The 24,450-nt window shown below is 67.7% G+C and carries 26 protein-coding genes; 14 read left to right on the plus strand and 12 right to left on the minus strand.

What is annotated here, in order from left to right:
• Positions 1–5 precede the first annotated feature (5 nt).
• The 7 genes from ACVOMM_RS09860 to ACVOMM_RS09890 all read left to right on the plus strand — a co-directional run bounded on the left by ACVOMM_RS09860 (position 6) and on the right by ACVOMM_RS09890 (position 5,987).
• Positions 6–476, plus strand: coding sequence for a phage holin family protein (locus tag ACVOMM_RS09860; RefSeq protein WP_053516534.1), 471 nt, complete (start codon positions 6–8; stop codon positions 474–476).
• Entirely contained in the window at positions 473–910 is a 438-nt protein-coding gene (locus ACVOMM_RS09865; protein ID WP_053516536.1) for a hypothetical protein, read from the plus strand. Before ACVOMM_RS09860 ends, ACVOMM_RS09865 begins: the two co-directional genes overlap by 4 nt.
• 67 nt (positions 911–977) lie before the next feature.
• On the plus strand, positions 978–2,087 hold the full coding sequence (locus tag ACVOMM_RS09870; protein ID WP_053516537.1) for an AI-2E family transporter: 1,110 nt from the start codon (positions 978–980) through the stop codon (positions 2,085–2,087).
• A 31-nt stretch (positions 2,088–2,118) separates the two neighbouring features.
• Positions 2,119–2,838 (plus strand): HAD family hydrolase, encoded by a 720-nt coding sequence (locus ACVOMM_RS09875; protein WP_065174216.1) that lies wholly within the window; start codon positions 2,119–2,121, stop codon positions 2,836–2,838.
• 3 nt (positions 2,839–2,841) lie between these two features.
• Positions 2,842–4,209 carry a leucyl aminopeptidase family protein gene (locus tag ACVOMM_RS09880; RefSeq protein ID WP_053516540.1) on the plus strand — a complete coding sequence of 456 codons (1,368 nt, stop codon included), beginning with the start codon at positions 2,842–2,844 and terminating at the stop codon, positions 4,207–4,209.
• Positions 4,210–4,350: 141 nt separating this feature from the next.
• Positions 4,351–5,454: a catalase family peroxidase gene (locus ACVOMM_RS09885; protein WP_481526171.1), complete on the plus strand. Its 1,104-nt coding sequence runs from the start codon at positions 4,351–4,353 to the stop codon at positions 5,452–5,454.
• Positions 5,451–5,987, plus strand: a complete 537-nt coding sequence (locus ACVOMM_RS09890; protein ID WP_065182014.1) for a cytochrome b — start codon at positions 5,451–5,453, stop codon at positions 5,985–5,987. The genes ACVOMM_RS09885 and ACVOMM_RS09890 overlap by 4 nt, the downstream gene beginning before the upstream one ends.
• A gap of 90 nt (positions 5,988–6,077) precedes the next feature.
• On the opposite strand, the gene ACVOMM_RS09895 is transcribed toward ACVOMM_RS09890, so the two are convergent.
• From ACVOMM_RS09895 to ACVOMM_RS09905, 3 genes are read right to left on the minus strand one after another with little or no spacing between them, the layout of a single operon-like run.
• Positions 6,078–6,680 carry a response regulator transcription factor gene (locus ACVOMM_RS09895; RefSeq protein ID WP_053516542.1) on the minus strand — a complete coding sequence of 201 codons (603 nt, stop codon included), beginning with the start codon at positions 6,678–6,680 and terminating at the stop codon, positions 6,078–6,080.
• The gene (locus ACVOMM_RS09900) at positions 6,677–7,900 is read right to left on the minus strand and encodes a sensor histidine kinase (protein WP_053516543.1); all 1,224 of its coding nucleotides are present in this window, start codon (positions 7,898–7,900) and stop codon (positions 6,677–6,679) included. The genes ACVOMM_RS09895 and ACVOMM_RS09900 overlap by 4 nt, the downstream gene beginning before the upstream one ends.
• Positions 7,897–8,082 (minus strand): hypothetical protein, encoded by a 186-nt coding sequence (locus tag ACVOMM_RS09905; protein ID WP_065182016.1) that lies wholly within the window; start codon positions 8,080–8,082, stop codon positions 7,897–7,899. Before ACVOMM_RS09905 ends, ACVOMM_RS09900 begins: the two co-directional genes overlap by 4 nt.
• A 202-nt stretch (positions 8,083–8,284) precedes the next feature.
• Here ACVOMM_RS09905 and ACVOMM_RS09910 point away from each other — a divergent pair, with 202 nt between their 5' ends.
• From ACVOMM_RS09910 to ACVOMM_RS09925, 4 genes are all read left to right on the plus strand, one after another.
• Positions 8,285–9,532, plus strand: coding sequence for an efflux RND transporter periplasmic adaptor subunit (locus tag ACVOMM_RS09910; RefSeq protein WP_065174211.1), 1,248 nt, complete (start codon positions 8,285–8,287; stop codon positions 9,530–9,532).
• Between the two features lie 118 nt (positions 9,533–9,650).
• Entirely contained in the window at positions 9,651–10,340 is a 690-nt protein-coding gene (locus ACVOMM_RS09915; protein WP_053516547.1) for an ABC transporter ATP-binding protein, read from the plus strand.
• Between the two features lie 14 nt (positions 10,341–10,354).
• On the plus strand, positions 10,355–11,512 hold the full coding sequence (locus ACVOMM_RS09920) for an ABC transporter permease (protein ID WP_053516548.1): 1,158 nt from the start codon (positions 10,355–10,357) through the stop codon (positions 11,510–11,512).
• 13 nt (positions 11,513–11,525) lie between these two features.
• Entirely contained in the window at positions 11,526–12,848 is a 1,323-nt protein-coding gene (locus ACVOMM_RS09925) for an ABC transporter permease (RefSeq protein WP_128987897.1), read from the plus strand.
• A gap of 72 nt (positions 12,849–12,920) precedes the next feature.
• Here ACVOMM_RS09925 and rarD read toward each other — a convergent pair whose 3' ends face one another.
• The gene (gene rarD, locus ACVOMM_RS09930) at positions 12,921–13,820 is read right to left on the minus strand and encodes an EamA family transporter RarD (RefSeq protein WP_481526172.1); all 900 of its coding nucleotides are present in this window, start codon (positions 13,818–13,820) and stop codon (positions 12,921–12,923) included.
• The gene (yedA, locus tag ACVOMM_RS09935; protein WP_481526173.1) at positions 13,817–14,722 is read right to left on the minus strand and encodes a drug/metabolite exporter YedA; all 906 of its coding nucleotides are present in this window, start codon (positions 14,720–14,722) and stop codon (positions 13,817–13,819) included. Before yedA ends, rarD begins: the two co-directional genes overlap by 4 nt.
• Positions 14,723–14,946: 224 nt before the next feature.
• Between yedA and ACVOMM_RS09940 the strand changes: the two genes are divergently transcribed.
• Both ACVOMM_RS09940 and ACVOMM_RS09945 read left to right on the plus strand, forming a co-directional pair.
• A complete protein-coding gene (locus tag ACVOMM_RS09940; protein WP_111186492.1) occupies positions 14,947–16,281 on the plus strand; it encodes an MFS transporter in 1,335 nt (444 codons plus the stop codon).
• A 13-nt stretch (positions 16,282–16,294) separates the two neighbouring features.
• Positions 16,295–16,645, plus strand: a complete 351-nt coding sequence (locus tag ACVOMM_RS09945) for a hypothetical protein (protein ID WP_231108646.1) — start codon at positions 16,295–16,297, stop codon at positions 16,643–16,645.
• A 3-nt stretch (positions 16,646–16,648) separates the two neighbouring features.
• Here ACVOMM_RS09945 and ACVOMM_RS09950 read toward each other — a convergent pair whose 3' ends face one another.
• From ACVOMM_RS09950 to ACVOMM_RS09965, 4 genes are all read right to left on the minus strand, one after another.
• On the minus strand, positions 16,649–18,301 hold the full coding sequence (locus ACVOMM_RS09950; protein ID WP_128987916.1) for a M28 family metallopeptidase: 1,653 nt from the start codon (positions 18,299–18,301) through the stop codon (positions 16,649–16,651).
• Positions 18,302–18,382: 81 nt separating this feature from the next.
• Positions 18,383–19,315: an MBL fold metallo-hydrolase gene (locus ACVOMM_RS09955; RefSeq protein ID WP_053520143.1), complete on the minus strand. Its 933-nt coding sequence runs from the start codon at positions 19,313–19,315 to the stop codon at positions 18,383–18,385.
• A 102-nt stretch (positions 19,316–19,417) separates the two neighbouring features.
• A complete protein-coding gene (locus tag ACVOMM_RS09960) occupies positions 19,418–19,708 on the minus strand; it encodes a hypothetical protein (protein WP_053520144.1) in 291 nt (96 codons plus the stop codon).
• A 163-nt stretch (positions 19,709–19,871) separates the two neighbouring features.
• Complete coding sequence (locus ACVOMM_RS09965) at positions 19,872–21,167, minus strand: tryptophan--tRNA ligase (RefSeq protein WP_197572246.1); 1,296 nt, start codon at positions 21,165–21,167, stop codon at positions 19,872–19,874.
• Between the two features lie 108 nt (positions 21,168–21,275).
• On the opposite strand from ACVOMM_RS09965, the gene ACVOMM_RS09970 reads away from it, so the two are divergent.
• Positions 21,276–22,073: a hypothetical protein gene (locus ACVOMM_RS09970; RefSeq protein WP_481526174.1), complete on the plus strand. Its 798-nt coding sequence runs from the start codon at positions 21,276–21,278 to the stop codon at positions 22,071–22,073.
• A 72-nt stretch (positions 22,074–22,145) separates the two neighbouring features.
• Here ACVOMM_RS09970 and ACVOMM_RS09975 read toward each other — a convergent pair whose 3' ends face one another.
• The 3 genes from ACVOMM_RS09975 to rocF form a co-directional block, all read right to left on the minus strand.
• Positions 22,146–22,367: a CsbD family protein gene (locus ACVOMM_RS09975; protein WP_019661831.1), complete on the minus strand. Its 222-nt coding sequence runs from the start codon at positions 22,365–22,367 to the stop codon at positions 22,146–22,148.
• Between the two features lie 213 nt (positions 22,368–22,580).
• A complete protein-coding gene (locus tag ACVOMM_RS09980) occupies positions 22,581–22,718 on the minus strand; it encodes an entericidin A/B family lipoprotein (RefSeq protein WP_053520147.1) in 138 nt (45 codons plus the stop codon).
• 158 nt (positions 22,719–22,876) lie between these two features.
• The gene (gene rocF, locus ACVOMM_RS09985; RefSeq protein ID WP_053520148.1) at positions 22,877–23,797 is read right to left on the minus strand and encodes an arginase; all 921 of its coding nucleotides are present in this window, start codon (positions 23,795–23,797) and stop codon (positions 22,877–22,879) included.
• Positions 23,798–24,450 lie beyond the last annotated feature (653 nt).

Raw genomic sequence — 24,450 nt, forward strand, 5'->3', positions numbered from 1 at the left:
ACGGCGTGAGCGAAGACAACACGCAACGCCCCGATCCGGCGGCCACCCCGCCGCTGGACGAGAGCATCCGCCAGGTCGGCGCGGCCGGTCGCGCCGCCGCCGATTCGGCCAAGCACACGCTGCGCTCGCTGCGTCGCCTGGCCTCGTCGGATTTCGCGCTCGCCCGCAGTGCGTTCGGCCGGGCCCTGGCCTGGGCGGGCGTGGCGATCGTGTTCGGGGCCTCGGCCTGGCTGCTGATGGCCGCCACGCTCATCGCCCTGCTGCAGAGCTGGGGTCTGAGTTGGCTGCAGGCGCTTCTGATCACCTCGCTGATCAGCCTCGCGGTAACCGGCTATGCGATCTGGCGGGTGTCCTACTTCTTCCACCACACCGGCATGCACGCTACCCGGCGCCAGCTGTCGCGCCTTGGCCTGTTCGACGAGCCCAGCGAAGACGATCCCGATGCCGGCGTACAGATTCCGGAGGGCAAGCCATGAAGTTCGGCGCATTGCAGCGGCGGGTGAAACGTTGCGAACAGGTAGTGGCCGTGCGCATGGGTGAAACCCAGGACAACTGGACCGTGCTCAGCGAGGTCTGGCGCAGGGGCTGGTCTCCCCTGCGCATCGTGGTGGTCGGCCTGGCCGGTGGCTTCGTGGCCGGCAAGCTGGAAGTGCCGGGCAAAGTGAACGGTGCGCGCTGGCTGCAGATGATCGGCTCGGTCTCCAGCCTGGTGGCCAGCGGCCAGGCAGCACTGGCTGCCGCCGTGGCAGCCTACGCCGCCGACACCGCAGATGATGCGGCCGACACTGCCGAAGCCGCCGCCGACCCGGTCGCTCCCGCTGCCGCGGCACCCGCTTCCGCGCCACCTGCCGAGCCTGAGGCGCGCGAACCGCGGCCTGCCGAAGCGGCCACCGAACTGTCCGAACGTTGACGAACAGCATCCGCCGCGTTGACCGCGGCGGACGGATAATAGGCTCCCCTTCCCGGTCGGTACGTCGATGAGCGAGTCCCTCCTGTCCCCGTCACCGGCCGAACCCGCACCGTCTGCTGCCGCCCTTCCGCCGCCCACCCGCCCGCGCGGGCCGATGTCGCTGGTGGTGCTGGCAACGCTGGCGGTGGCCTACACGCTGTGGGCCGCACAGGACATCATCCTGCCGGTACTGCTGGCGATGTTCTTCGCGCTGGTCGGCAACCCGATCCTGCGCCTGCTGCAGAAGCTGTGGATTCCGCGGGCGCTGGGAGCGCTGCTGGTTCTCGGTGCCGGCCTGGGCGTGACCAGCTCGCTGGCCGTGCAGCTGATCGGCCCGGCGATGGAATGGGCGCAGGAAGCGCCACAACAGCTGCGCAAGGTCGCCCGGCAGGTACAGGATCTGACCAAGCCGGTGCAGCAGGCCAATCTGGCGGCCGAGAACTTCGCCCGCGTTGCCGGCGGCGACAGCAATCGCAAGGTGCAGGTGATCCGCACCCAGCTGGACGATCCCTATCGCATGCTGACCCGCGCACCCCGGCTGGCCGCCTCGGTACTGGCCGTGGTCCTGCTAACGCTGTTCTTCATGATCTATGGGCAAAGCCTGCAGCGCGCGGCGATCGCATTGTTCCCGAACCGCCAGCAACAGCGCTTCACCAGCGACATCCTGCGCTCGATCGAGCGCGAGGTGTCGCGCTATGTGCTGACCATCAGCGTGATCAACACGCTGGTCGGCCTGGTTTTCGCGGGCGTGCTGATGCTGCTGGGGATCGGCCTGCAGGAAGCGCTGCTGTGGGGGACGGTGGCGGCACTGCTGAACTTCGCGCCCTATGTGGGCCCGTTGATCGGAGTAGCGCTGATGCTGCTGATGGGCTTCGTCGAATTCCGCGACCCGCTGCAGGCACTGCTGCCCGCCGCGGCGTATCTGGGCCTGCATACCCTGGAGGGCCAGCTGGTGACCCCGATCGTGCTGGGCCGGCGCATGAAGCTCTCGCCGCTGGTCCTGATCCTGGCACTGATGGTGTTCGGCTGGGCCTGGGGCATGATCGGGCTGCTGCTGGCGGTGCCGCTGCTGGTCTGCATCAAGCTGGTGCTGGCCCGGCTGGACGGCATGCAGGGCTGGGCGCGCCTGCTGGAATGAAAGCGCGCGCGGGCAGGCGTAGAATGACCGGGTGAATTTCCCCGTCCTTGCCATCACCCTCGACCTCGACGACACGCTGTGGCCGTTCGCACCGATCGGCGCCCGCATCGACCAGGTGCTGCACGACTGGATGCGTGAACACAGCCCGGCCACCGCCGCGATGTATCCGCTGGCGGCGATGCGCGAACTGCGCGAGCGCTCGTTCCGCGACAACCCGCATCTGCATCATGACCTGAGCGCGCTGCGCCGGCTGACGCTGCGTGAGGCGCTGCAGAACAGCGGCGCCAGCCTGGACCTGCTGGAGCCGGCCTACGAAGCGTTCTATGCCGCGCGCAACCAGGTGGAGTGCTATCCCGATGCCCTCGATGCCCTGGCGCGTATCGCCGCGCGGGTACCGGTGGCCGCGCTGAGCAATGGCAATGCGGACCTGCAGCGGATCGGGCTGGCCCATCATTTCGCCTTCCAGCTGGGTGCGCGCGAACATGGCGCGGCGAAGCCGGAGGCGAGCATTTTCCATGCCGCGTGTGCCCGGCTGGGCGTGGCCCCGGCGCAGGTGCTGCATGTCGGTGACCACATCGAGATGGACGTGGCCGGCGCCATCGCCGCCGGCCTGCGCGGCTGCTGGATCAACCGCGACGCCGCCACCTGGACCCATCCGCAGCTGCAGCCCGACCTGCAGTTCGACACCCTCACCGGCCTGGCCGACTGGTTGGACGCCAACCTCGGCGCCACCGCACCCCGGAGCAATTGACGCATGAGCGAGATCACGGGCTTCACCGCCGACACTTCTGCCGCACTGCCGCTGTACGTGCTGGATCGCGAGCAGTTCGCCCGCTGGAACGCCGGACAGCCCGCCGCCACGCAGGCCTGGCTGGCCTCGCAGGGCTTCACTGCCGGCTCGCACAGCATCGCCCTGCTGCCCGGCAGCGAGGGTCTGGCCGGTGCGGTGATGGGCGTGGGCGATCGCGGCGATGCCTACAGCTATGCGCACGCGCCGCACGCCCTGCCCGAAGGCAGCGTGTGGCAGCTCGCCAGTGAGCTGCCGGCCAGCGAGCAGGCACTGCTGCAGCTGGGCTGGGGCCTGGGCAGCTATCGCTTCGACCGCTACCGCAAGCGCAACCGGCACCCGGCGCAGCTGGTTGCCGCACCGACCGGGGAAGTGGCGGATCTGATCGCCGCCAGCCTGCGCGTGCGCGACTGGGTCAACACGCCCACCGAAGACATGGGTCCGCAGCAGCTGGAAGAGGCCGCACGCACGCTGGCAGCGGCGCACGGCGCCGAGGTCGAAGCGATCACCGGTGATGCGCTGCTGGCGCAGAATTTCCCGGCCATCCATGCCGTCGGCCGCGCATCGCATCGCGCGCCGCGCCTGGTCGTGCTGCGCTGGGGCAAGGCGACGGATCCGGCGCTGGTGCTGGTCGGCAAGGGCGTGTGCTTCGATACCGGTGGGCTGGACATCAAGCCGGCCGATGGCATGCGCAACATGAAGAAGGACATGGGCGGCGCCGCGCACGCGCTGGCCCTGGCAGGACTGGTGATGGCCCAGCAGCTGCCGGTGCGCCTGACCTTGCTGGTGCCGGCGGTGGAGAACGCGATCGGCCCGGATGCGTTCCGTCCGGGCGAAGTCATCGCCACCCGCAAGGGCCTGAGCGTGGAGATCGACAACACCGACGCCGAAGGCCGTGTGATCCTGTGCGACGCGTTGACCTTCGCCGCTGAGCAGAAGCCGGACCTGGTTCTGGACTTCGCGACCCTGACCGGCGCTGCGCGCATCGCGCTGGGCCCGGACCTGCCGGCACTTTTCAGCAACGATGACACCGTCGCCCAGCAGTGGCTGCAGGCCGGAGATGAAACGCGCGACCCGGTCTGGCGCATGCCGCTGTGGCGTCCCTACCTGCGTTACCTGAGCAGCGGCATCGCCGACCTGGCCAATGCCGGTTCGCGCATGGCGGGCTCGGTTACCGCCGCGCTGTACCTGGAGCGCTTCCTTGAGGATGGCCAGCGCTGGGCGCACCTGGATGTGTACGCCTGGAACGATGGCGAACGGCCGGGCCGCCCGGCCGGCGGCGAAGCACTGGCCCTACGCTCGGCCTGGGCGATGCTGAAGGCACGCTACGCCTGAGCGCAGCCGATGCGCGGGTGGAGCCGGACAGGGGTCCGCTCCACCGGGTTGTGACGAAAAATTGAATTCCGGCCACGGTCGGGTTCTGCGAGGATGTGTCGGTCGACCACCCACACATTCCGTGAAGGCAGGACTCCGACCATGTCGCTCTTCCGCTACACCCGCGCCGGCCAGGGGCCGCGCACACCGCGCAGGCATTCGCCGCTGCCCTGGATCGCGCTGATCGCCCTGATTCTTGGCGGGATCACGCTGGGCTTTGCCTGGCTGGCCGGCTGGGTCGGCCACCGCCTCACCGCGCAACGCTTCACCGACACCATCGAGGCCACCGGCCCGGCCCATCCCGGGTTCCGCCGTGCGCACAGCAAGGGCGTGTGCGTGAGTGGCTGGTTCGCACCCAGTGCACAGGCGCCGACGCTGTCCAGCGCGCGCGTGTTCTCGCAGGCCCGGGTACCGGTGCTGGGCCGCCTGTCGATCGGTGGTGGCGATCCCCATGGGGCCGATGGCAGCGCCCGGGTGCGCAGCATCGCCCTGCAGCTGGTCAGCGACGATGGCCAGGAATGGCGGATGGCGATGAACAGTTTCCCGTTCTTCGCGGTGCCGACGGCGGAGGCCTTCTTCGAACAGACGCAGGCGCAGGTCCCCGATCCGGCGACCGGCAAGCCCGACCCGCAGAAGATGGCGGCGGTGCTGGCCAAGTACCCCAGCGCGCAGGCGTTCCAGCAATGGGCACGGACCGCGCCGTGGACCGACAGCTGGGCCAATACCCGCTTCAACAGCGTCAACAGCTTCTGGTTCACCAATGCGCAGGGCCAGCGACGCGCCGTGCGCTGGCAGTGGCAGCCCCGCACGCCGGTCGCCGAGCTTGATGCCGACGCCCGCAAGCGCGCCGATGTCGATTTCCTCAGCCAGGACCTGCAGCGCCGGCTGGCGGCCGGCCCGGTGCAATGGGACCTGGTGGTCAGCGTCGCCGAACCGGGGGACGCCATCGATGATCCGTCGGTGCCCTGGCCGGACGCGCGGGAAACGGTGGTGGCAGGCGTGCTGAGCCTGGAACGCATGCAGTCGCAGGAACAGGGCGCCTGCGGCGAGCTGAACTTCGACCCGCTGATCCTGCCCAGCGGCATCCGCGGCAGTGATGATCCGATCCTGGCCGCGCGGTCGGCGGTCTATTCGCAGTCGTTCAACCGGCGCGAGCGCGAGCGCGCGGCCGGAGCGGCAGCGCAACCGAAGGAGGCTGCACGATGAGTACCGGCAATGGCCACTTCAACCTGTTGGCGCGGGTACTGCACTGGTCGATGGCGGTGATGATCATCGCCATGCTGTTCATCGGCGTGACCATGGTCGCCTCGCTGCACCTGCGGCCGATGCTGCTCGACCTGCACCGCCCGCTGGGCATCGCGATCGGCGTGCTGGTGCTGCTGCGCCTGTACAACCGCCTGCGCCATCGGCCGCCGCCGCTGCCGGCCGATCTTCCGGTGTGGCAGGTGATGGCGGCAAAGGCATCGCACTGGATGCTGTACGCGCTGATGCTGGCAATGCCGCTGGTGGGCTGGGCAATGCTGTCCGCGGGAGGCTACCCCATCGTGCTGGGGGGCGGACTGCACCTGCCACCGATCGTGCCGCACACACCGGCACTGTATGCAGCGCTTCGCAGCGCGCACAGCCTGCTGGCCTACGTGCTGTTCGCCACGGTGCTGATGCATGTCGGTGCCGCCCTCTTCCACCTGTGGGTCCGCCGCGATGGCGTGTTCCAGGCGATGGCGCGCGGGAAGGACTGACGCGACTGCGGCCTGTCGATCGCTCGTGGGCCAGGGAACCCCTCGGGAGCCGCCGGGCATGGCTCGGCTCAAAAAGGTCGAGCCACTCCGCTACAGCCAGCCCTTCTGCCGTGCCAGCCGGTACGCCTCGATCCGGTTGGCCACGCCCAGCTTGCCGATGCACTCGGACAGGTAGTTGCGCACCGTGCCGTGCGACAACCCCAGCTGCTCGGCGATTTCGCTGGCAGTCCGTCCTTCGCCCGCCAGGCGCAGGACGCGCCGCTCGCGGTCGGTCAGCGGGTCCGCCTGTGACCAGGCATCGAGTGCCAGCTGTGGGTCGATCGCACGCACGCCCTGCTTCACCTTGCGCAGTGCATCGGCCAGGTTCTCCGCTGGCGCGTCCTTGAGCAGATAGCCGAGCACGCCTGCGTCCAGCGCGCGGCGCAGGAAACCGGCGCGCGCGAAGGTGGTCACGATCACCACCTTGATGGGCAGTTCGTGGCGTGCGATGCGCTGGGCCAGTTCCAACCCTGACAGACCGGGCATCTCGATATCGGTCACCAGGATGTCCGGCTTCAGCTGCTGCAGCATGCGCCAGGCGGCCTCGCCATCGGCGGCGCTGCCCAGCACCTCGATGTCCGCCTCCAGGCTGAGCAATGCGGACAGTGCGCCGCGCACCATGGCCTGGTCTTCCGCCAGCAGGATGCGGATCATGCCGCGCCATCCTGCGCCACCGGCGCGGGTGCAGCGGGCGGCAACGGGACAGTGGCCGCCGACAGCGGCACGCGCACGCTCAGCACCGTGCCCTCGCCGCGCGGAGACTGCACGGTGAGATACCCGCCCAGCGCCGCAGTGCGCTCACGCATCCCGCTCAGCCCATTGCCCTCGGCCTGCATGCCACCCCGGCCATCATCGCGGATCTGCATCACCAGTACTTTTCCTTCCTTCATGAAGTCCACCCGCGCCTGTGTCGCCTGTGCATGGCGGGCAATATTCGTCGCGGCCTCCCGCAGGACCAGCGCCAGGCCACGCTCCACCTCCACCGGCATCGGCGGCGGCGGCGCGTACTGCAGATGCACCTGCTGGCACTCCAGCAGCAGCCGCGCCGAGGCCAGCTCCCCGGCCAGGTCGCTGGCCCGGATGCCGGTGACCGCACTGCGCACCTGCGCCAGCGCTTCGCGGGCGATGGCCTCGGCCTCGCCAATCTCCTGCCGCGCGCGCGCGTCGCCGCGATCGTGCAGTTTGCGTGCCAGCTCCAGTTTCAGGGTGATCAGCGACAGCGTGTGGCCCAGCAGGTCGTGCAGGTCGCGACCGATCCGCTCACGCTCGGCGGTCGCCGCCAGGCGACGTACTTCCTCCTGCGACAGCTGCAGGGCCGCCTCCTTCTCCTGGTTGAGCGCCTCGACATTGACGACCAGGCCGACGATGTACGACACCGCCGGAATCCACACCAGGCTCTGCCAGGGATACTCGAACGCGAGCGCGACCACGCAGAACACGATGTTCAGACCGGTCAACTGCAGCAGGTACCGCCACCAGCCACCGCGCCCGCTGACCCGCATCAGTACGCAGCCGAACACGAAGTAGGTCAGCCCGGACGGATACCAGGGCAGCAGGACCAGGGCCATTGCAATCAGACCCAGCGCATAACGGCTTGCGTGGTGGCGGGGCGATACCAGCACCTTGGCGTACAGCAGCAGGAACAGCGGGTAGCTGGCCAGGGTCAGCAGCAGCCAGCGCAGGGTGAACCCATGGCCGAGCAGCGGGGTCAGGAAGATCCACACCGACCACAGCAGATGGATCGCCTCGCTCCAGGGCGACTTGCCACGCCGCAGCGTGTCGGCGACCGCCGAGTCCGGCGCAGGGCGCAGCAGGGAGGCCAGCCAGCTCGATGACACGGGAGGGTCCAGGCGGGAACGATCGCTGCCGATCATGCCAGTTCAGCCGATCCTGCGCAGGCGCGGGCGCGCCAGCACGGCCCTGCCGGCCGCGTGCGCTGCCCTCCGCCAGGCCTGCGCAGGCGCAACAGCCCGCTGATCGCGGTACTCTTGCCGGCGCCGTTACGGCGCACCTGCACCTGCTGCAGGCCAGCCAGCGACGGGGCGATCGGAGCCATGGGCGGTACCGGTAGCGGGGACGTTGCCATCCTGCGCCCCCTTGGTCACGTTTCGCAGTTGCCACCGTCAAGGTCATCGGATGACAGCTGTCACTGCCGCCATCCCCGTGCCTGCCGTCATGCTGTGCCGCACGCTCCACTGCCGGAACCGCCGCTGTCCGCCCTTCCGGTCACACCCGCCCGAACGCCTGTGATGGAACGAATGAACGCTTCTGCCGAGCTGTTGAAGGAACTCCGTATCGAACGCAAGTCACCGCCGCCTGCCTCTGGTGGTGGTGGCAGCGGTCGCCGCTGGCTGTGGATCGCCGTGATCGCGGTGGTGCTGCTCCTGGCCGCAGGCGCCTTCGCGTTGTTCGGCCGCACTCCGGCCGTGCAGGTGGAAACCGCACCGGCGGTCGCCATCCAGCAGGGCAGCGCCAGCAGCTCGGTCCTCGATGCCAGTGGTTATGTCGTCGCCCGGCGCATGGCTACGGTGTCGGCCAAGATCACCGGCAAGGTGCGCGAGGTGATGATCGAGGAAGGCATGCGCGTGGAGGCGGGACAGATCATGGCCACCCTCGACCCGATCGATGCCGACGCGCAGCGCAGTCTGTATGCCTCGCAGCTGCAGGCCGCACGCAGCCAGGTGGCCGGACTGGAGGCACAGCAGAGGCAGGCGGCGGCAGAGGCCAGCCGGCTGCAGGCGCTGGTCGGGCAGCAGCTGGTCTCGCGCTCGCAGTACGACCAGGCCGTGGCCCAGCGCGACAGCCTGCGCGCGCAGCTGGAAACCGCACAGCGCAACGTGAAGGTCGCCAACGACCAGCTGGCGATCGCCGACCTTGGGGTGGACAACAACATCGTGCGTGCGCCGTTCTCCGGCGTGGTCACGGCCAAGGCGGCACAGCCGGGCGAGATCGTCTCGCCGCTGTCGGCCGGTGGTGGCTTCACCCGCACAGGCATCGGCACCATCGTCGACATGGATTCGCTGGAGATCGAGGTCGAGGTCGGCGAAGCCTTCATCGGCCGCGTGCAACCGAAGATGCCGGTGGAAGCCATCCTCAATGCCTATCCGGAATGGAAGATTCCGGCCGAGGTGATCGCCATCATCCCCACCGCCGACCGGGGCAAGGCGACGGTGAAGGTGCGTGTGGCCCTGAAGCTGAAGGACCCGCGCATCGTGCCGGAGATGGGCGTGCGGGTCAGCTTCCTGGAACAGGCAGCGCCGCAGGCTGAAGCCAAGCCGCAGGGCGTGCGTGTGCCGGCAGGCGCGGTGGTCGAGCGCGAGGGTGCATCGGTGGCCTTCGTGCTCGGCGACGAGAACCGCGTGCAGCAGCGCACGGTCCAGGCTGGCCAGGCCATGGGCAAGGATCGCCAGCTGCTCAAGGGTGTGAATGCCGGCGAGCTGGTGGTGGTCAACCCGCCGGACACCCTGCGCGATGGCACCCGGGTCCAGCAGAAGCAAACGCAGTAGCGGCACGGCGCCTTCCGGGGCGCCGCCAGCGGCACCGTTCGACAACGACACCGTTCCACGCATGCCCGGCCGGCAGCCGGGGTGCGTCACCGTTTCCCGCCTACGTGGAGAACCACCCATGTCGACCCTGGTTTCACTGCGCAACATCACCAAGACCTACCAGCGCGGCCCCGAGAAGGTGCAGGTGCTGCACGGCATCGACCTGGACATCGCCCGCGGCGACTTCGTCGCGTTGATGGGGCCGTCCGGTTCAGGCAAGACCACCCTGCTCAATCTGATCGGTGGCCTGGACAATCCCAGCGGCGGCGAGATCAGCATCGAAGGCGAGCGCATCGATCAGATGAGCGGTGGCCAGCTGTCGACCTGGCGCAGCCACCACGTTGGCTTCGTGTTCCAGTTCTACAACCTGATGCCGATGCTGACCGCGCAGAAGAACGTGGAACTGCCGCTGCTGCTGACCCATCTCAATGCCGCGCAGCGCCGCCGCAACGCCGAGATCGCGCTGACCCTGGTCGGCCTGGCCGACCGCCGCAACCATCGTCCCAACGAGCTGTCCGGCGGCCAGCAGCAGCGCGTGGCGATCGCCCGTGCGATCGTCTCCGACCCGACCTTCCTGATCTGCGACGAACCCACCGGCGATCTCGACCGCCAGTCCGCCGAGGAGATCCTGGGCCTGCTGCAGCAGCTCAACCGCGAACACGGCAAGACCATCATCATGGTCACCCATGACCCGAAGGCCGCCGAGTACGCCACGCACACGGTGCACCTGGACAAGGGCGAGCTGGCCGACGCGCCGCTGGCCCACTGACGGAGGCCACAGCGATGAAATACTTCTCTCTGGTCTGGGCGCAGCTGTTCCGCAGCCGCACCCGGACCCTGCTGACCCTGCTGTCGGTGGTGGCCGCGTTCCTCCTGTTCGGCATGCTCGACTCGGTGCGCGTGGCATTCACCTCCGGTGGCAGTGTGGAAGGGGCCAACCGCCTGGTGGTGGCCTCGCGCCTGTCGATCACCCAGTCGCTGCCGATCCGCCTGGAAACGCAGATCCGCCAGGTGGCGGGCGTGCGCGACGTGGCCTATGGCATGTGGTTCGGCGGCATCTACCAGGATCCGAAGAACTTCTTCCCGAACTTCTCGGTATCGCCCAACTACTTCGACGTCTACCGCGAACTGCAGATCGACCCGGCGCAGCTGGAAGACTGGAAGAACACCCGCACCGGTGCGATCGTCGGCGAGACCCTGGCCAAGCAGTTCGGCTGGAAAGTCGGCGATACCATCCCGCTGCAGGCGACGATCTTCCCGCGCGGCGGCAGCAACGACTGGCCGCTGGAACTGAAGGGCATCTTCCGTTCCAAGGATCCGGCGCAGGCCTCCAACGAAGAGCGCCAGCTGATGATGAACTGGAAATACTTCGATGAGTCCAACGACTACATCAAGAACCAGGTCAGCTGGTACACGGTGACGCTCGACAACCCCGACCATTCTTCGCGGGTGGCACAGGCCATCGATGCGATTTCCGCCAACTCCGACCACGAGACCAAGACCCAGACCGAATCGGCGTTCCAGCAGGCCTTCGTCAAGCAGTTTGCCGACATCGGCATGATCGTCACCTCGATCATGGGCGCGGTGTTCTTCACCCTGCTGCTGCTGACCGGCAACACCATGGCGCAGGCCGTACGCGAGCGCGTGCCGGAGCTGGCCACGCTGAAGACGCTGGGCTTCAAGGACAGCACGGTGCTGATACTGGTGATGATCGAATCGGTGCTGCTGATCGGTCTCGGTGGCCTGATCGGCATGGGCCTGGCGGCACTGATCCTGCCCGCCATCGGCCCGAAGAGCATGGGCCTGCTGCCGCCGCACATCCCCACCCCGACCTGGCTGATGGGATTGGGCCTGATCGTGGTGATCGGCGCGGTCGTCGGCCTGCTGCCGGCGCTGCGCGCCAAGCGCCTGAAGATCGTCGACGCACTGGCCGGCCGCTGAGGAGGACACCGACATGTTCAAGAACAAGCTCAAGAAGTGGTTCGGCAACACGGTGACCGTGCTGGCGCTGGCAATCGGCCTGGCGGTATGGATCGGCCTGCCGTGGGTGGGCGTGCTTGCCGTGGCGGTGCTGGTCGGCCTGTGGCTGGCGCTGACCCGCAGCGGGCGGCTGGCCCTGGCCGCCACCCGCATCGGCATCGCCAGCCTGCCGCAGCGCTGGGGAGCATCCTCGGTGATCGTAGTGGGTATCGCCGGCGTGGTCGGCGTGCTGGTGGCGATGCTGGCGATGGGCGAAGGCTTCCAGGCCACGCTCAGCAACACCGGCGATGACACCACCGCCATCGTGCTGCGCGGTGGTTCGCAGGCGGAAACCAATTCGGTCATCACCCGCGAGCAGGTACCGACCCTGTCCACCCTGCCCGGCATCAGCCGCGATGCACAGGGACGGCCACTGCTGTCGCCTGAACTCTCGCAGGTGGTCAACCTGGTCTCCAAATCGGACGGTACCGACGTCAACGCGCAGTTCCGGGGCGTCGGGCCGCAGGCGTGGGCGGTGCATGACAAGGTCAAGATCATCGAAGGCCGCAAGTTCGCCACCGGCCTGCGCGAGATCGTGGTCGGCCAGGGCGCCAAGGGCCAGTTCCGCGACATGGAGGTCGGCAGGACGCTCACCCTGGGCAACCAGACCTGGACGGTGGTCGGTGTGTTCGCCACCGGTGATGCGCATGACTCCGAACTGTGGACCGACGCCGATACCCTGGCCACCACGTACCAGCGCAGTGCCTGGCAGTCGATCAGCGTGCGTACCGAGGGCAAGCCGGGCTTCGATCAGTTCAAGGCCGCCGTCGCCGCCGATCCGCGCCTGAAGCTGGACGTGGAAACCACCCGCGCGTACTACAGCAAGCAGGGCGGCGGCCTGACCAAGCTGATCGACATCCTCGGCAAGGTGATCGGTACCATCATGGCGGTGGGCGCGGTGTTCGGCGCGCTCAACACCATGTATGCCGCCGTGGCCACGCGCGCGCGTGAAATCGCCACCATGCGCGCGATCGGTTTCCGCGGACTGCCGGTGGTGACCGCGGTGATGCTGGAAACGATGCTGCTGGCCCTGCTCGGCGGCCTGCTGGGCTGCACGGTGGCGTGGCTGCTGTTCAACGGCTACAGCGTGTCCACCATCGGCAGCAACTTCAGCGCGGTGGTGTTCAAGTTCCACGTATCGCCGGAACTGCTGTGGACGGGGCTGAAGTGGGCGCTGGGCATCGGCCTGGTCGGTGGCCTGTTCCCGGCGCTGCGCGCCGCCCGCCTGCCGATCACCACGGCACTGCGCGAAACCTGATGTGTACGCCGCCATCCGAGGCGGCGCGGACGCGGGACGGGGCCGGTGCTCCGTCCCGCGTTGCTTTCCGGCTCAGCGCTTTGCCGCCCGCATCGTGCGCAGGTTGTCACCGATGAACAGCAGCAGTCCGGCCCAGATCGCTGCAAAACCGACGGCCTTGGCCATGTCGAACGATTCGTGGAAGAAGAACACGCCGAGCAGAAGCTGCAGGCTCGGTGCGATGTACTGCAGGATGCCCACCAGCGACAGCGCGATGCGCTTCACACCGTAGGCGAAACCGATCAGCGGCACGGCGGTGACCACGCCGCCGAAGATCAGCAGCAGATCGTTGCGCAGGCCCCAGCCGCTGAAGAATCCGCCACCGTGGCCATTCTCGGCCCAGAGCGCGAACGCCAGCGCAGGCAGGAACAGATACAGGCTTTCCACGCCCAGCCCGGCTACGGGATCGACCGAGACCAGCTTGCGCAGCAGGCCGTACAGGCCGAACGAACAGGCCAGGCCCAGCGCGATCCACGGCGGCGTGCCAGCGTCGAGAGTCAGCCAGGCCACGCCCACCGCCGCCATGCCCACCGCCACCCACTGCAGCCGGCGCAGGCGTTCCTTCAGCACCAGCACCCCCAGCAGCACGTTCACCAGCGGGTTGATGAAGTAGCCCAGGCTGGTCTCGATCACGTGGCCGGCATTGACGGCCCAGATGTACAGGCCCCAGTTGAACGCGATGGTCAGGCTCGATACCGCCAGGATCGGCAGCGCGCGCGGCTGCGCGGCGATCTTCCGCCACCAGCCCAGCTTCGCACTGAGCAGCAGCCAGGCCACCACCAGCACCGTGCTCCAGATGATGCGATGGGCGATGATCTGGAACGATGGCACTTCATTGAGCAGGTGCCAGTACACCGGCACCAGTCCCCACAGCACGAAGGTGGATGCGGTGACCAGCAGGCCCCGGCGTTGTTCTGTCTCGTCGATGCTCATCGCTTGCGCGTCCTTGCCATTGTCAGTACCACCACGCCCAGCAGAATCACCACCATCGCCAGCACGTCGCGCCAGCCGAAGCGTTCGCTGTTGAGGGCGGCGCCCAGCAGCACCGCGATCACCGGGTTGACGTAGGCGTAGCTGCCGGCCAGCGCCGGGCGTACGTTCTGCAGCAGCCAGACGTAGGCCGTGAACGCGACGATCGAGCCGAACACGCACAGATAGGCCATGGCCAGCAGGCCACCGGTATCGGGCAGCGTAGTGGGCCGCTCACCCACCGCCAGCCCGATCAGCACCAGCAGCACGCCGCCGCAGATCATCTGCCCGGCGGCCGTCATGAACGGGCCAGGCAGGTCCAGGCCGCGCGCCCACACCGAGCCGAAGGCCCAGCCGATCGGCGCGATCAGCAGCAGCACCAGCCCGGTGGGCGTCGCCGTCAGGCTGCTGCCCGCATTCAGCCAGACAACGCCGAGGAAGCCGATGGCGATGCCCAGCCATTCGCCACCGCTGGCGTGCTGGCCGCGCAGCGCCGAGAACAGCGCCATCCACAGGGGCACCGACGCCACCGCCGTGGCCGCCAGGCCCGACGACACATCGCGTTCGGCCAGCACCACCATGCCATTGCCCAGCACCAGCATGGTCACCCCCATGAGCACCAGGTTGCGCCACTGCCGCAACGTCGGCTTCGGCATTTTCCAGAACAGGCGCAGCGCCAGGTACATCAGGCCCCCGGCGATGATGAAGCGGCTGCCGGAGACCATCGTCAGCGGCAGCGCACCGCCGTGCAGGGCCTTGGCGATACCGAGATAGGTCGAGCCCCAGACCACGTAGACCAGCAGCAGCGCCAACACGACAAGGCCGCCCCGGGGGGCAGCCGCAGACGGAACAGGGGGAGCCGACATGACGCACCAAGGGACCGGGGGAAGGCGGATTCTAGGACGTTTTGAGTATGGTCCGGCACCCCGCAAGGTGGCACGCTGTCGTCCATCCATGCACCCTGTCCTGGCCTGCCACCCCGCGTTGACGGGTCATGCAGTACCAAGAAGGCTGCCCGGCTGCGCCACCCCATGGTCGGACGCTGTATTTTCCGCGCACGGACGCTATCGCATCGAGGATCCCCGCCCAGATGAGCACCACGCCCCACCCTGCTGTTCCCGCGAACGACGGCGCCGCATTGCGCCGCTCGATCTCCAATACCCTCAAAGGCTCCGCCGGCAACCTGGTGGAGTGGTATGACGTCTACGTGTACTCGGTGTTCGCCGTGTACTTCGAGTCGCAGTTCTTCTCGCCGGAAGACAAGAACTCCACGATGTACGTCTGGGCGATCTTCGCCGCGACCTTCCTGATGCGCCCGATCGGCGCCTGGTTCTTCGGCCGCTTCGCCGACCGCCATGGCCGTCGCCTGGCCCTGACCGTATCGGTCACGCTGATGGCGTTCTGCTCCTTCATCATCGCCATCACCCCGACTGCCGCCAGCATCGGCATCTGGGCGGCGATCATCCTGTTGTTCGCGCGCCTGCTGCAGGGCTTCGCCACCGGTGGCGAGTACGGCGCGAGCGCCACCTACATGTCCGAGGCCGCCATTCCGGGTCGTCGTGGCTTCCTGTCCTCCTTCCACTACGTCACCCTGGTCGGCGGCCATGTGCTGGCCCAGCTGACCCTGTTCCTGATGCTGAACGTCTGGGGCAAGCCGGAGATCTCCGAGTTCGGCTGGCGCATCGCCTTCGGCATCGGTGGCATCGCCGCGGTCGTGGTGTTCTGGCTGCGCCGTGGCATGGATGAGTCGCTGGAAGAATCCTCGATCGAGGCCGCGCGCGAAGGCAAGGCCAAGAAATCCGGTTCGATGTACGAACTGTTCGTGCACCAGTGGCGCCCGCTGCTGCTGTGCTTCCTGATCACCGCCGGCGGCACCATTGCCTTCTACACCTACTCGGTGAACGGCCCGAAGATGATCCAGAGCGCCTTCGCAGGCGACGACCCGATGACCGGCACCCTGATCAACCTGGGGGTGCTGGCCTTCCTGATGGTGCTGCAGCCGGTCGGCGGCTGGCTGTCGGACATCATCGGGCGCAAGAGCCTGCTGGTGTTCTTCGGCGTGGGCGGCGTGCTGTACAGCTGGTACCTGATCACGCAGCTGCCGCACCAGCACGATGCCACCCTCGCCTTCCTCACCCTGGCGCTGGGCTTCGTCATCCTCACCGGCTACACCTCGATCAACGCCGTGGTGAAGGCCGAGCTGTTCCCGACACACGTTCGGGCACTGGGCGTGGGCCTGGGCTACGCGCTGGCCAACTCGCTGTTCGGCGGTACGGCCCCGCTGCTGTACCAGGGCGCGCTGAAGACCGGCCACGTGGACTGGTTCGCCATCTATGTCACTGCCACCATCGCGGTATCGTTGGTGGTCTATGTGTTCTTCCTCACCAACAAGGGCCCGAACTGGCTCGACGGCACCCGCAAGTAAGGATGCCGTGCTGATGGCAGCCACCGGTGCAATGCCGGTGGCTGCCGCAACTCCCGCTACGCCCCTGATGTGGGCCGCCCTGCTGCTGGCGGTGGCAACCACGCTGGGCTGGCTGCTGCGACGCCCGGGCGCGCAGGCGCGCTGGCCACGCACCGGCTTCGGCATCGCCCTTCTGGTCTTCGCCAGCGCGCTGGCAGTGCAGCTGGCAGTGGACCTGGGCAGCGGTCACAGCTCGCTGCGGATGAACCTGCTCGGCCGCTTCAGCGGCCTGCGCACGGTCAGCCTCGGCACCATGATCACCTGCTACCTGGCGGCATTGGCCGCCAGTGCATGGGGTGCCTGGACGCTGCTGCGCAGGCGCTAGCCGTCAGCGGCGTGCCGCCTCGCTCTTGTCGCGGGCAGCGCGGAACTCTGAGTCCTTCTCCCAGGTCGGCCAGCGCCGGCTGTTGGCCAGCTCCGCGCCCAGGTCGTAGACCAGCAGCGTATCGGCGGCGTGACCGCTGGGATCCCAGCCCGGCGTCCACGCGTCGCAGGCCTGGTGATAGCAGTCGGCGAAGTACTTCTCGCGCAGCGCGCGCCCTGCTTCCACGCCTCCGTCCAGCTTGTCCAGGCCCGGGCCGATGGTGATCGCCGGTACACCCAGCCGGGCGAAGGCGAAATGGTCGGCGCGGTAGAAGAAACCGGCCTCCAGGTTGGGGTCCGGGCTGTAGCTGCGGCCGCGTGCCTTGGCCACCCGCTCCAGGTCGCCTTCCAGCGATACCCGGCCCTTGCCCCACGAAGCGATGTCACGGGTCGGCCCGTCCGGGCTGAACATCTCGATGTTCAGTACGGCAGCGGTCTTGTCCAGCGGCGCCAGCGGATGCGCGGCGTAGTAGCTGGCCCCCAGCAATCCCTTTTCTTCAGCCGTCAGCGCCACGAAGTACAGCGTGCGCTGCGGCTGCGGGCCGGCCGCGAACACCCGCCCCAGTTCCAGCACGGTGGCCACGCCGGTGGCGTTGTCGATGGCGCCACGGCGCACGCGGTCGCCCTTCGCATCGGGCTGGCCGATGCCGAAAGCGTCCCAGTGCGCCGAGAAGATCACCGCTTCATCGCCGTGCTCGCCGCCCGGCAGCTTGGCCACGACGTTGCGGGTCACCACCTGCTCGCGCTTGAGGGCGAAATCGACGCTCAGCCGCGCGTTGTCCAGGGCCACCGGACGGAAGTCGGCACGCATCGCCTTGCGCTTCTCCGCCTCGAAATCGAGGCCGGCGTCGGCGAAGATCGCCTCGGCCAGCTCGCGCTGCATCCAGCCGCGCAGCGGTGTGTGCTGGGCCATCGCCTCGGCCTGGCTGCGCTCGATATCGAACAACGGCGAGGTACCCGAGCTCTTCACCGTCGCCCAGCCATAGGCCGCAGGTGCGGTCTCGTGCACGATCAGCACACCTTCGGCGCCGCGGCGCGCAGCCTCCTCGAACTTGTAGGTCCAGCGGCCGTAGTAGGTCACTGCCTTGCCATCGAACGCGCCGGGAGCGTCGGCCTCGAAATCGGCATCATTGATCAGCACCACGGCAATCTTGCCGTGCAGATCAATGTCCTTGTAGTCGTTCCAATGGCGTTCCGGTGCGTCGATGCCATAGCCCACGAACACCAGCGGTGCATCCTTGATCTGCACCCGGGCGCGCGGCTGCAGGCTCTGCAGGGTCACATCCACGCCATTGACCAGGGCGCGGCGGCCCTGCTTCAACGCCAGGCTGGCCGTGGCCGCACCCTCCAGCTGCGCACGCACCAGCGGCACCGGCTGCACCCAGCTGCCGTCCACGCCGCCGGGTTGCAGGCCATAGCTGCGGAACTGCTCGATCAGGTACTGCACGGTGCGCTCTTCGCCTTCGCTGGCCGGAGCGCGGCCCTCGAATTCGTCCGACGCCAGTACACGCACGTGGCGCGACAGCGCCTGCGGGTCGATACCGCCGCCGGGAAGGTCATTGGCCGCCTGGGCCAGGCCACCCACGAACAGGCAGGACGACAGCAGCAACACGCGCATCGGGTTCACGGCAATACCACGGCAGGATGGGAAGTCACCAGAGTGTAACGTGACAGCAGTGCCGGCCGCAGTCCCGCTCCGTCAGCGGCGCTCGCGATCCAGCCAGCAGGCCAGTCCCTGCGCGTTGAGCTCGATGTCCATGGCCAGCACGGCCACCACCGCCGCGTCATCCAGCACACAGCCATGCTGCTGCGCGCGCTCCAGGTACAGGGCCTGCAGCGCCGCCAGCAGGCAGCGATGGCGGTCGGGCCGCTCGTCGCACTGGCGGCCGATCGCCGCCATCGCATCGATCTGCTCGAACAGGTCGCCGGCCAGCCGCTGCACCTGCTCCACGCGGCCATAGTGGGTGAGGTACATCGACTGCGGATCGTAGTCGAGCATGCGCTGGATCGACGCCTTCATCGCTTCGGGATCGAACTGCACGGGCGAAGAGGTAGGAAAGATGAAGGCGCCCTGCGCGCTGTCCAGTTCGCGGTAGGAGATACCGAAGGTATCGCCGGTGAACCAGCTGCGGCTGCGCGCATCCCATACGCAGTAGTGATGCAGTGCGTGGCCGGGCGTATGCAGCAGGAGCAGTTCGCGTCCGGCAAGATCGAGGCGATGGCCATCCTCGGCCACCACGACGCGGTGCTCGGGAATCGCCTCGATGCGGCCATAGCTGCGTGCGATCTCCTCCGCGCCGTAGACCGCGGTGGCGCCGGCGATCAGCCGGGTCGGATCGATCATGTGCGGCGCACCGCGCGGATGCAGCACGGCCCGGGCATTGGGCAGCTGCTGCATCAACAGGCCCGCACCGCCGGCATGGTCCAGATGCACATGGGTGAGCAGAAGCCAGTCCACCGCGTCGGGCTGCAGGCCGGCATCGGACAGCGCCCGCAGCATCGCCGGCACGGACAGGCCGGTGCCACAGTCCACGAAGGCGCCCCGCCCGTTCTCGACGATCAGGTAGGCCGCATCGAAGTCGGGACGTTGGAAGCCGGTATCGATGGTGTGGATGCTGGGGTCGGCGATCATCGGCACGCACCTGGCGGAATCGGAATCAGGCGTCCATGGTAGGCGTGCAGGCAGGACCGGTTCGATGCGGCTTTGGTCGGAGGCACGCGCTCTGCCCCGGGACTACAACCATCGCGGTCGCAGCAGCAGTGCCAGCACCAGCACCGCCAGGAACGCGCCGTAGGCATAGAGCACCGCCAGCACCTGCGGCCAGATCGGCCCCGCGTCGGTCTGCACCAGGCCCAGGTGGTGGCCCCACAGCATCGCCACGATGCTCAGAACAAAGGCCAGCAGCAGCACCAGGCCATCGAACAGGCGCCGCCGCGTCGTGCGCGGCTGGCGCGGGAACAGCCAGTACAGGCTGCCCAGCACGACGAACCAGGGCAGGAAAAGCAGCAGCGACAACCACGCCATCGCAGACTCCTTCCATAGCGCCGGGCCCAATGCCCGGCTCCACATCCATCGGTAGCGCCGGGCCATGCCCGGCTCCAGATCCACCGGTAGCGCCGGGCCATGCCCGGCGGGGTGCATCAGGTAGCGCCGCCGGGCATGGGCCCGGCGTTACAGCATCGTCCGCTCAGGCATCTTCGCGCAGCACCGCCAGCGCCGCCAGGACCGCGTCAACCTCCGCCTCCAGCTTGAACAGCTCGCTCTGCAGCGCATCACCCTGCTCGGCCTGCTTGATCACGGCGATCAGCTGGCCGGCATCGCGCGGCGAATCAAAACCAATGCTCTGCATCAGCAGCGTGCCGTCGCCGGCGGTCAGCTTGAAGTAGAAACGACCATCCTTCTCGCGGTACTGCTTGAACTGCGGCGGCGCCACGCGGGCAGCGCCGGCATCCTCGCTGGCGATGTCGCCGGCGGTGGACAGGTCGCGCAACCCCACGGCGTGCCGCAGCTCATCCAGCAGCGGCATCGCGAACGTCTCGCGCAGCTGCTGGCCACGGCGCTTCAGCAGCGCCTCGATCTTTTCCGGCTCGGCCATCAGCGCGTTGTAACGCTCGCGCAACGGTGACAGCTCACCGTCGATGCGCTCGAACAACTGCTGCTTGGCATCGCCCCAGCTGATGCCCTCGGCGAATGCCCGGGCGAAAGCAGCGGTCTGCTCCGGCGTGGCGAAGGCCTGGTACATCTGGAACAGCGCCGAGCCCTCGGTGTCCTTGGGCTCACCCGGTGCGCGCGAATCGGTCAGGATCGAGAACACCAGCTTCTTCAGCTCCTCGCGCGGCGCGAACAGCGGAATGGTGTTGTGGTAGCTCTTGCTCATCTTGCGGCCGTCGAGGCCGGCCAGCGTGGCCACCTGCTCATCGATCACCACCTCCGGCAGCGGGAAGTATTCCCTGCCGTAGACGTGATTGAAGCGCTGGGCGAAGTCGCGGGCCATCTCGATGTGCTGGATCTGGTCACGACCGACCGGCACCTGGTTGGCCTTGAAGATCAGGATGTCGGCAGCCATCAGCACCGGGTACATGAACAGCCCGGCGCTGACGCCGGCATCCTCGTCCAGGCCTTCCTCGCGGTTCTTGTCCACCGCTGCCTTGTAGGCATGGGCACGATTGAGGATGCCCTTGCTGGCGATCGCGGTCAGGAACCACATCAGTTCGGTGGTTTCGCGGATGTCGCTCTGGCGGTAGAACCAGACGTGTTCCGGATCCAGGCCGCAGGCCAGCCAGCTGGCTGCGATCTCCAGGGTCGCGCGCTGGGTGCGCTGCGGATCCTGCGCCTTGATCAGGCTGTGCAGGTCGGCCAGGAAGAAGAAGCTCTCGATCCCCGGGGTGCGGCTGGCCGCGATGGCCGGACGGATGGCGCCAACGTAGTTGCCCAGATGGGGGGTGCCGGAGGGGGTGATGCCGGTAAGGACTCGGGTCGTCATGACTGCGTGGGGAAACCTTCGATGAACGGAACCAGTTTACCGTGCCCACGGCCAACCCCGTCAGGGCCTGCGGGTCGTTCATTCACCCGAGCCCACCGGAGTTCCCACATGAAACGCCTGCTGCCCCTGCTGCTGATCCTGCCCCTGGCCGGCTTCCGCCCGGTTCCGCCGCCACCGCCGATGCCGCAGGATGGCCCTGTGCGGATGACCCTGATCGACCGCGACCGCGGCACCGAACTGCGCAGCCATGCAGCCGATGGACAGCGCTGGGTGGCGGGCGAGCGCGGCCATCGCTATGCGGTACGCCTGTACAACGACAGCCCGCGACGGGTGCTGGTGGTGCTCTCGGTGGATGGCATCAATGCCATCTCCGGCGAAGATGCCGACCCGTCGCAGACCGGCTATGTGCTCAACCCCGGCCAGCGCGCCGACATCACCGGCTGGCGCAAGAGCCAGGATGAAGTGGCGCAGTTCGTCTTCAGCAGCCCCAGTGGCAGCTATGCCAGCCGTACCGGCCGTGCGGACAACATCGGCGTGATCGGCGCGGCGGTGTTCGAGGAGGCCCGTCGCTGGCCGCTCCGACCGGAGCCGCTGCTGCGCCGTGGCGCCCCGGCGCCGTCCGCTGCGGAATCCGCTGCGGACGCCAGCGCCAGCCGCGTGGACGGCTACTCAGCGCGGTCGCAGGCACCGTCGCTGGGCACCGGTCACGGCGCGCGCGAACGCTCCTCGGTGCGTGATACCGCATTCGAACGGGCCAGCCGCACGCCGGCGCAGGTCGTGCAGCTGCGTTACGACAGCGCACGCGCGCTGCGCGCACGTGGCATCGTGCTCGACCCGCCTTCGCGCCTGCCGCGCGAGCCGCAGGCGTTTCCGAACCGCTACGTGCCGGATCCGCCGACACGTTGAGTCACTGACAGCACGACGCCCGCACCAGACGGTGCGGGCGTCGACGTGGGGGAACCGCTTACCGCCGGCTGCTTACTTATAGTCCGGGTAGTCCTTGCGCACGCTGTCTTCAAAGTCACGGACTTCCTTCTCGGCGCGATCCTTGGCCCAGCCATACCGTTCCTGCAGGCGGCCGGCCAGATATTCGGCATTGCCCTCGGCCACATCGAAATCGTCGTTGGTCAGATCGCCCCACTTGGCCTGGGCCTTGCCCTTCAGCTGCGACCACTTGCCGGAAATGATGTCTTTGTTCATTGCTGGGAATCCTTGGTTGCAACGGCGTTCTTACCGTGACTGCAGCTTCCCGCATCCGCTGTTGAAAGGCGGTCAACCGCTCATGAAACACATGCTCACGTGCTTGAATGGTTCACTCCATCGCCACACGCGATGGCGACTACGCGGCCATACACACGCACGAAAAAAGGCCGGGAAGATCCCGGCCTTTTTCTGTTCCACACCGCGTCGGGCTTAGTTGCCCTTGGCGGCATCCTCGACCTTTTCACCGGCCTTCTGCACGTCCTTGCCGGCACCGGCAACGGTGTTGCAGCCGGCCAGCATGGCCACCGAGAACATCGACAACAGCATCAGGGCAACTACGCGCTTCATGGGCTTCTCCTTGGGTTCGCCGCTTCACCGCTACAACGCGGATGGGGTTCTGTCGCTCGGCAGGCAGGGCCGAAGCCACCGCCGCCGCGTGAGGTGCAATCTGGCGGCTGCGGCGTGCAGCGGGCGTGAACGGATCGGCGATCCGTTCAGGGATGCCCTCAATCGCGCATCAGCGTGGATTTGCCGAACAGGCTTTCCACCAGGTCCACGGCCAGTTCGGCGGTGGCGTTCTGCTTGTCCAGCAGCGGATTGAGCTCGACGATATCCAGCGACCCCATGCGCCCGCTGTCGGCGATCATCTCCATCACCAGCTGCGCTTCGCGGTAGTTCACCCCGCCCGGCACCGTGGTGCCGACGCCGGGTGCGATGCTCGGGTCGAGGAAGTCGACATCGAAGCTGACATGCAGATGGGTGCTGTCATCGATTCCGGCCAGCGCGGCCTCCACGGTGCGCTTCATGCCGTTCTCGTCGATGTAGCGCATGTCGTAGACATCGACCTTGTGGGTCTTGATCAGGCGCTTCTCTTCCGGGTCCACCGAGCGGATGCCGATCTGGTGCACCTGGGCGGGCGTGATTGCCGGCGCACTGCCGCCCAGACGGGTCAGTGCCTCCGGCCCCAGCCCGCACAGGCAGGCCACCGGCATGCCGTGGATGTTGCCCGACGGCGTGACATCACTGGTGTTGAAGTCCGAGTGTGCATCCAGCCACAGCACGCGCAGGGTCTTGCCCTGCTCGCGGCACCAGCGGGCCACCGCGGTGATCGAGCCGATGCCCAGGCAATGGTCGCCCCCGAGCATGATCGGCATGCGCCCGGCCTGCAGCTCGGCATAGCTGGCCTCCATCAGTGCATGGTTCCAGGCCACCACCTCGTCCAGATGGCGGTAGCCTTCAACCGGCGCGGTCCACGGGTTGCGCGGGCCATCCAGGTTGCCCAGGTCGCGCACGTCCACGCCGCGCGCCGCCAGCGCCTCCGGCAGGCCCGCCACGCGCAGCGCTTCCGGCCCCAGCCGCGCGCCCCGATGGCCGGCACCGACATCGGTGGGGACGCCGATCAACGAGACGGAAATGGGATGGGCCATGGGTGCCTCCTGCAACGGAAAAAGAAGCACAGTCTAGCCAGAGCTGTGTGACACGACTCGCGGCGGTGCAGCAGGGCAGATGCGGTCAGCGGTGGCGGAACACCGCACGGCAACGCAGTGTCGGAATCGGCACGGCTGGGCGCGTATGGGCGATGTAGCCAGCCCGCACGTGAGCGACGGGCCATGACGACGCATGCGCAGATGGCAGGGCCGCCCGGGCCGGGCGGATGGCAGCACTGTGGCGTCTACCGCAGCGCCGATCCTTCAGCATCATCAGGATCGGCGCTGCACTTGCCGGCCATTGCCGTTAGCATCGTGACTGCCGTCGTCTGCCGCACCGGTTAAGCCAGCTTTACTTCGCGTATGTCGCGTCCATTGCCGCGCGTGGGATCACTGGAATTCCGCCCTGGCAAAGGCCTCGCGCAGGATGTCGCTTTTGCCTTTACATCGCGCGAAACAGGTCAAAAGCGATAATTCATTTTTTCTTTCGAATCGCACGAAGTCATTGGAAAGAATGACTGGCGGGCGGTGTTTGCGCGTGCGCATGATGAATCGCCACCGACAACGGGTGGCCGGGACTTCCAAGCCCGTGTGATTGAAGCTGTATACGCTTTGTCAGTCGGCGCCACCTGTCTCGGGGTGGCGCCGGCTGG

The organism is Stenotrophomonas sp. STEN009, from assembly GCF_056760395.1.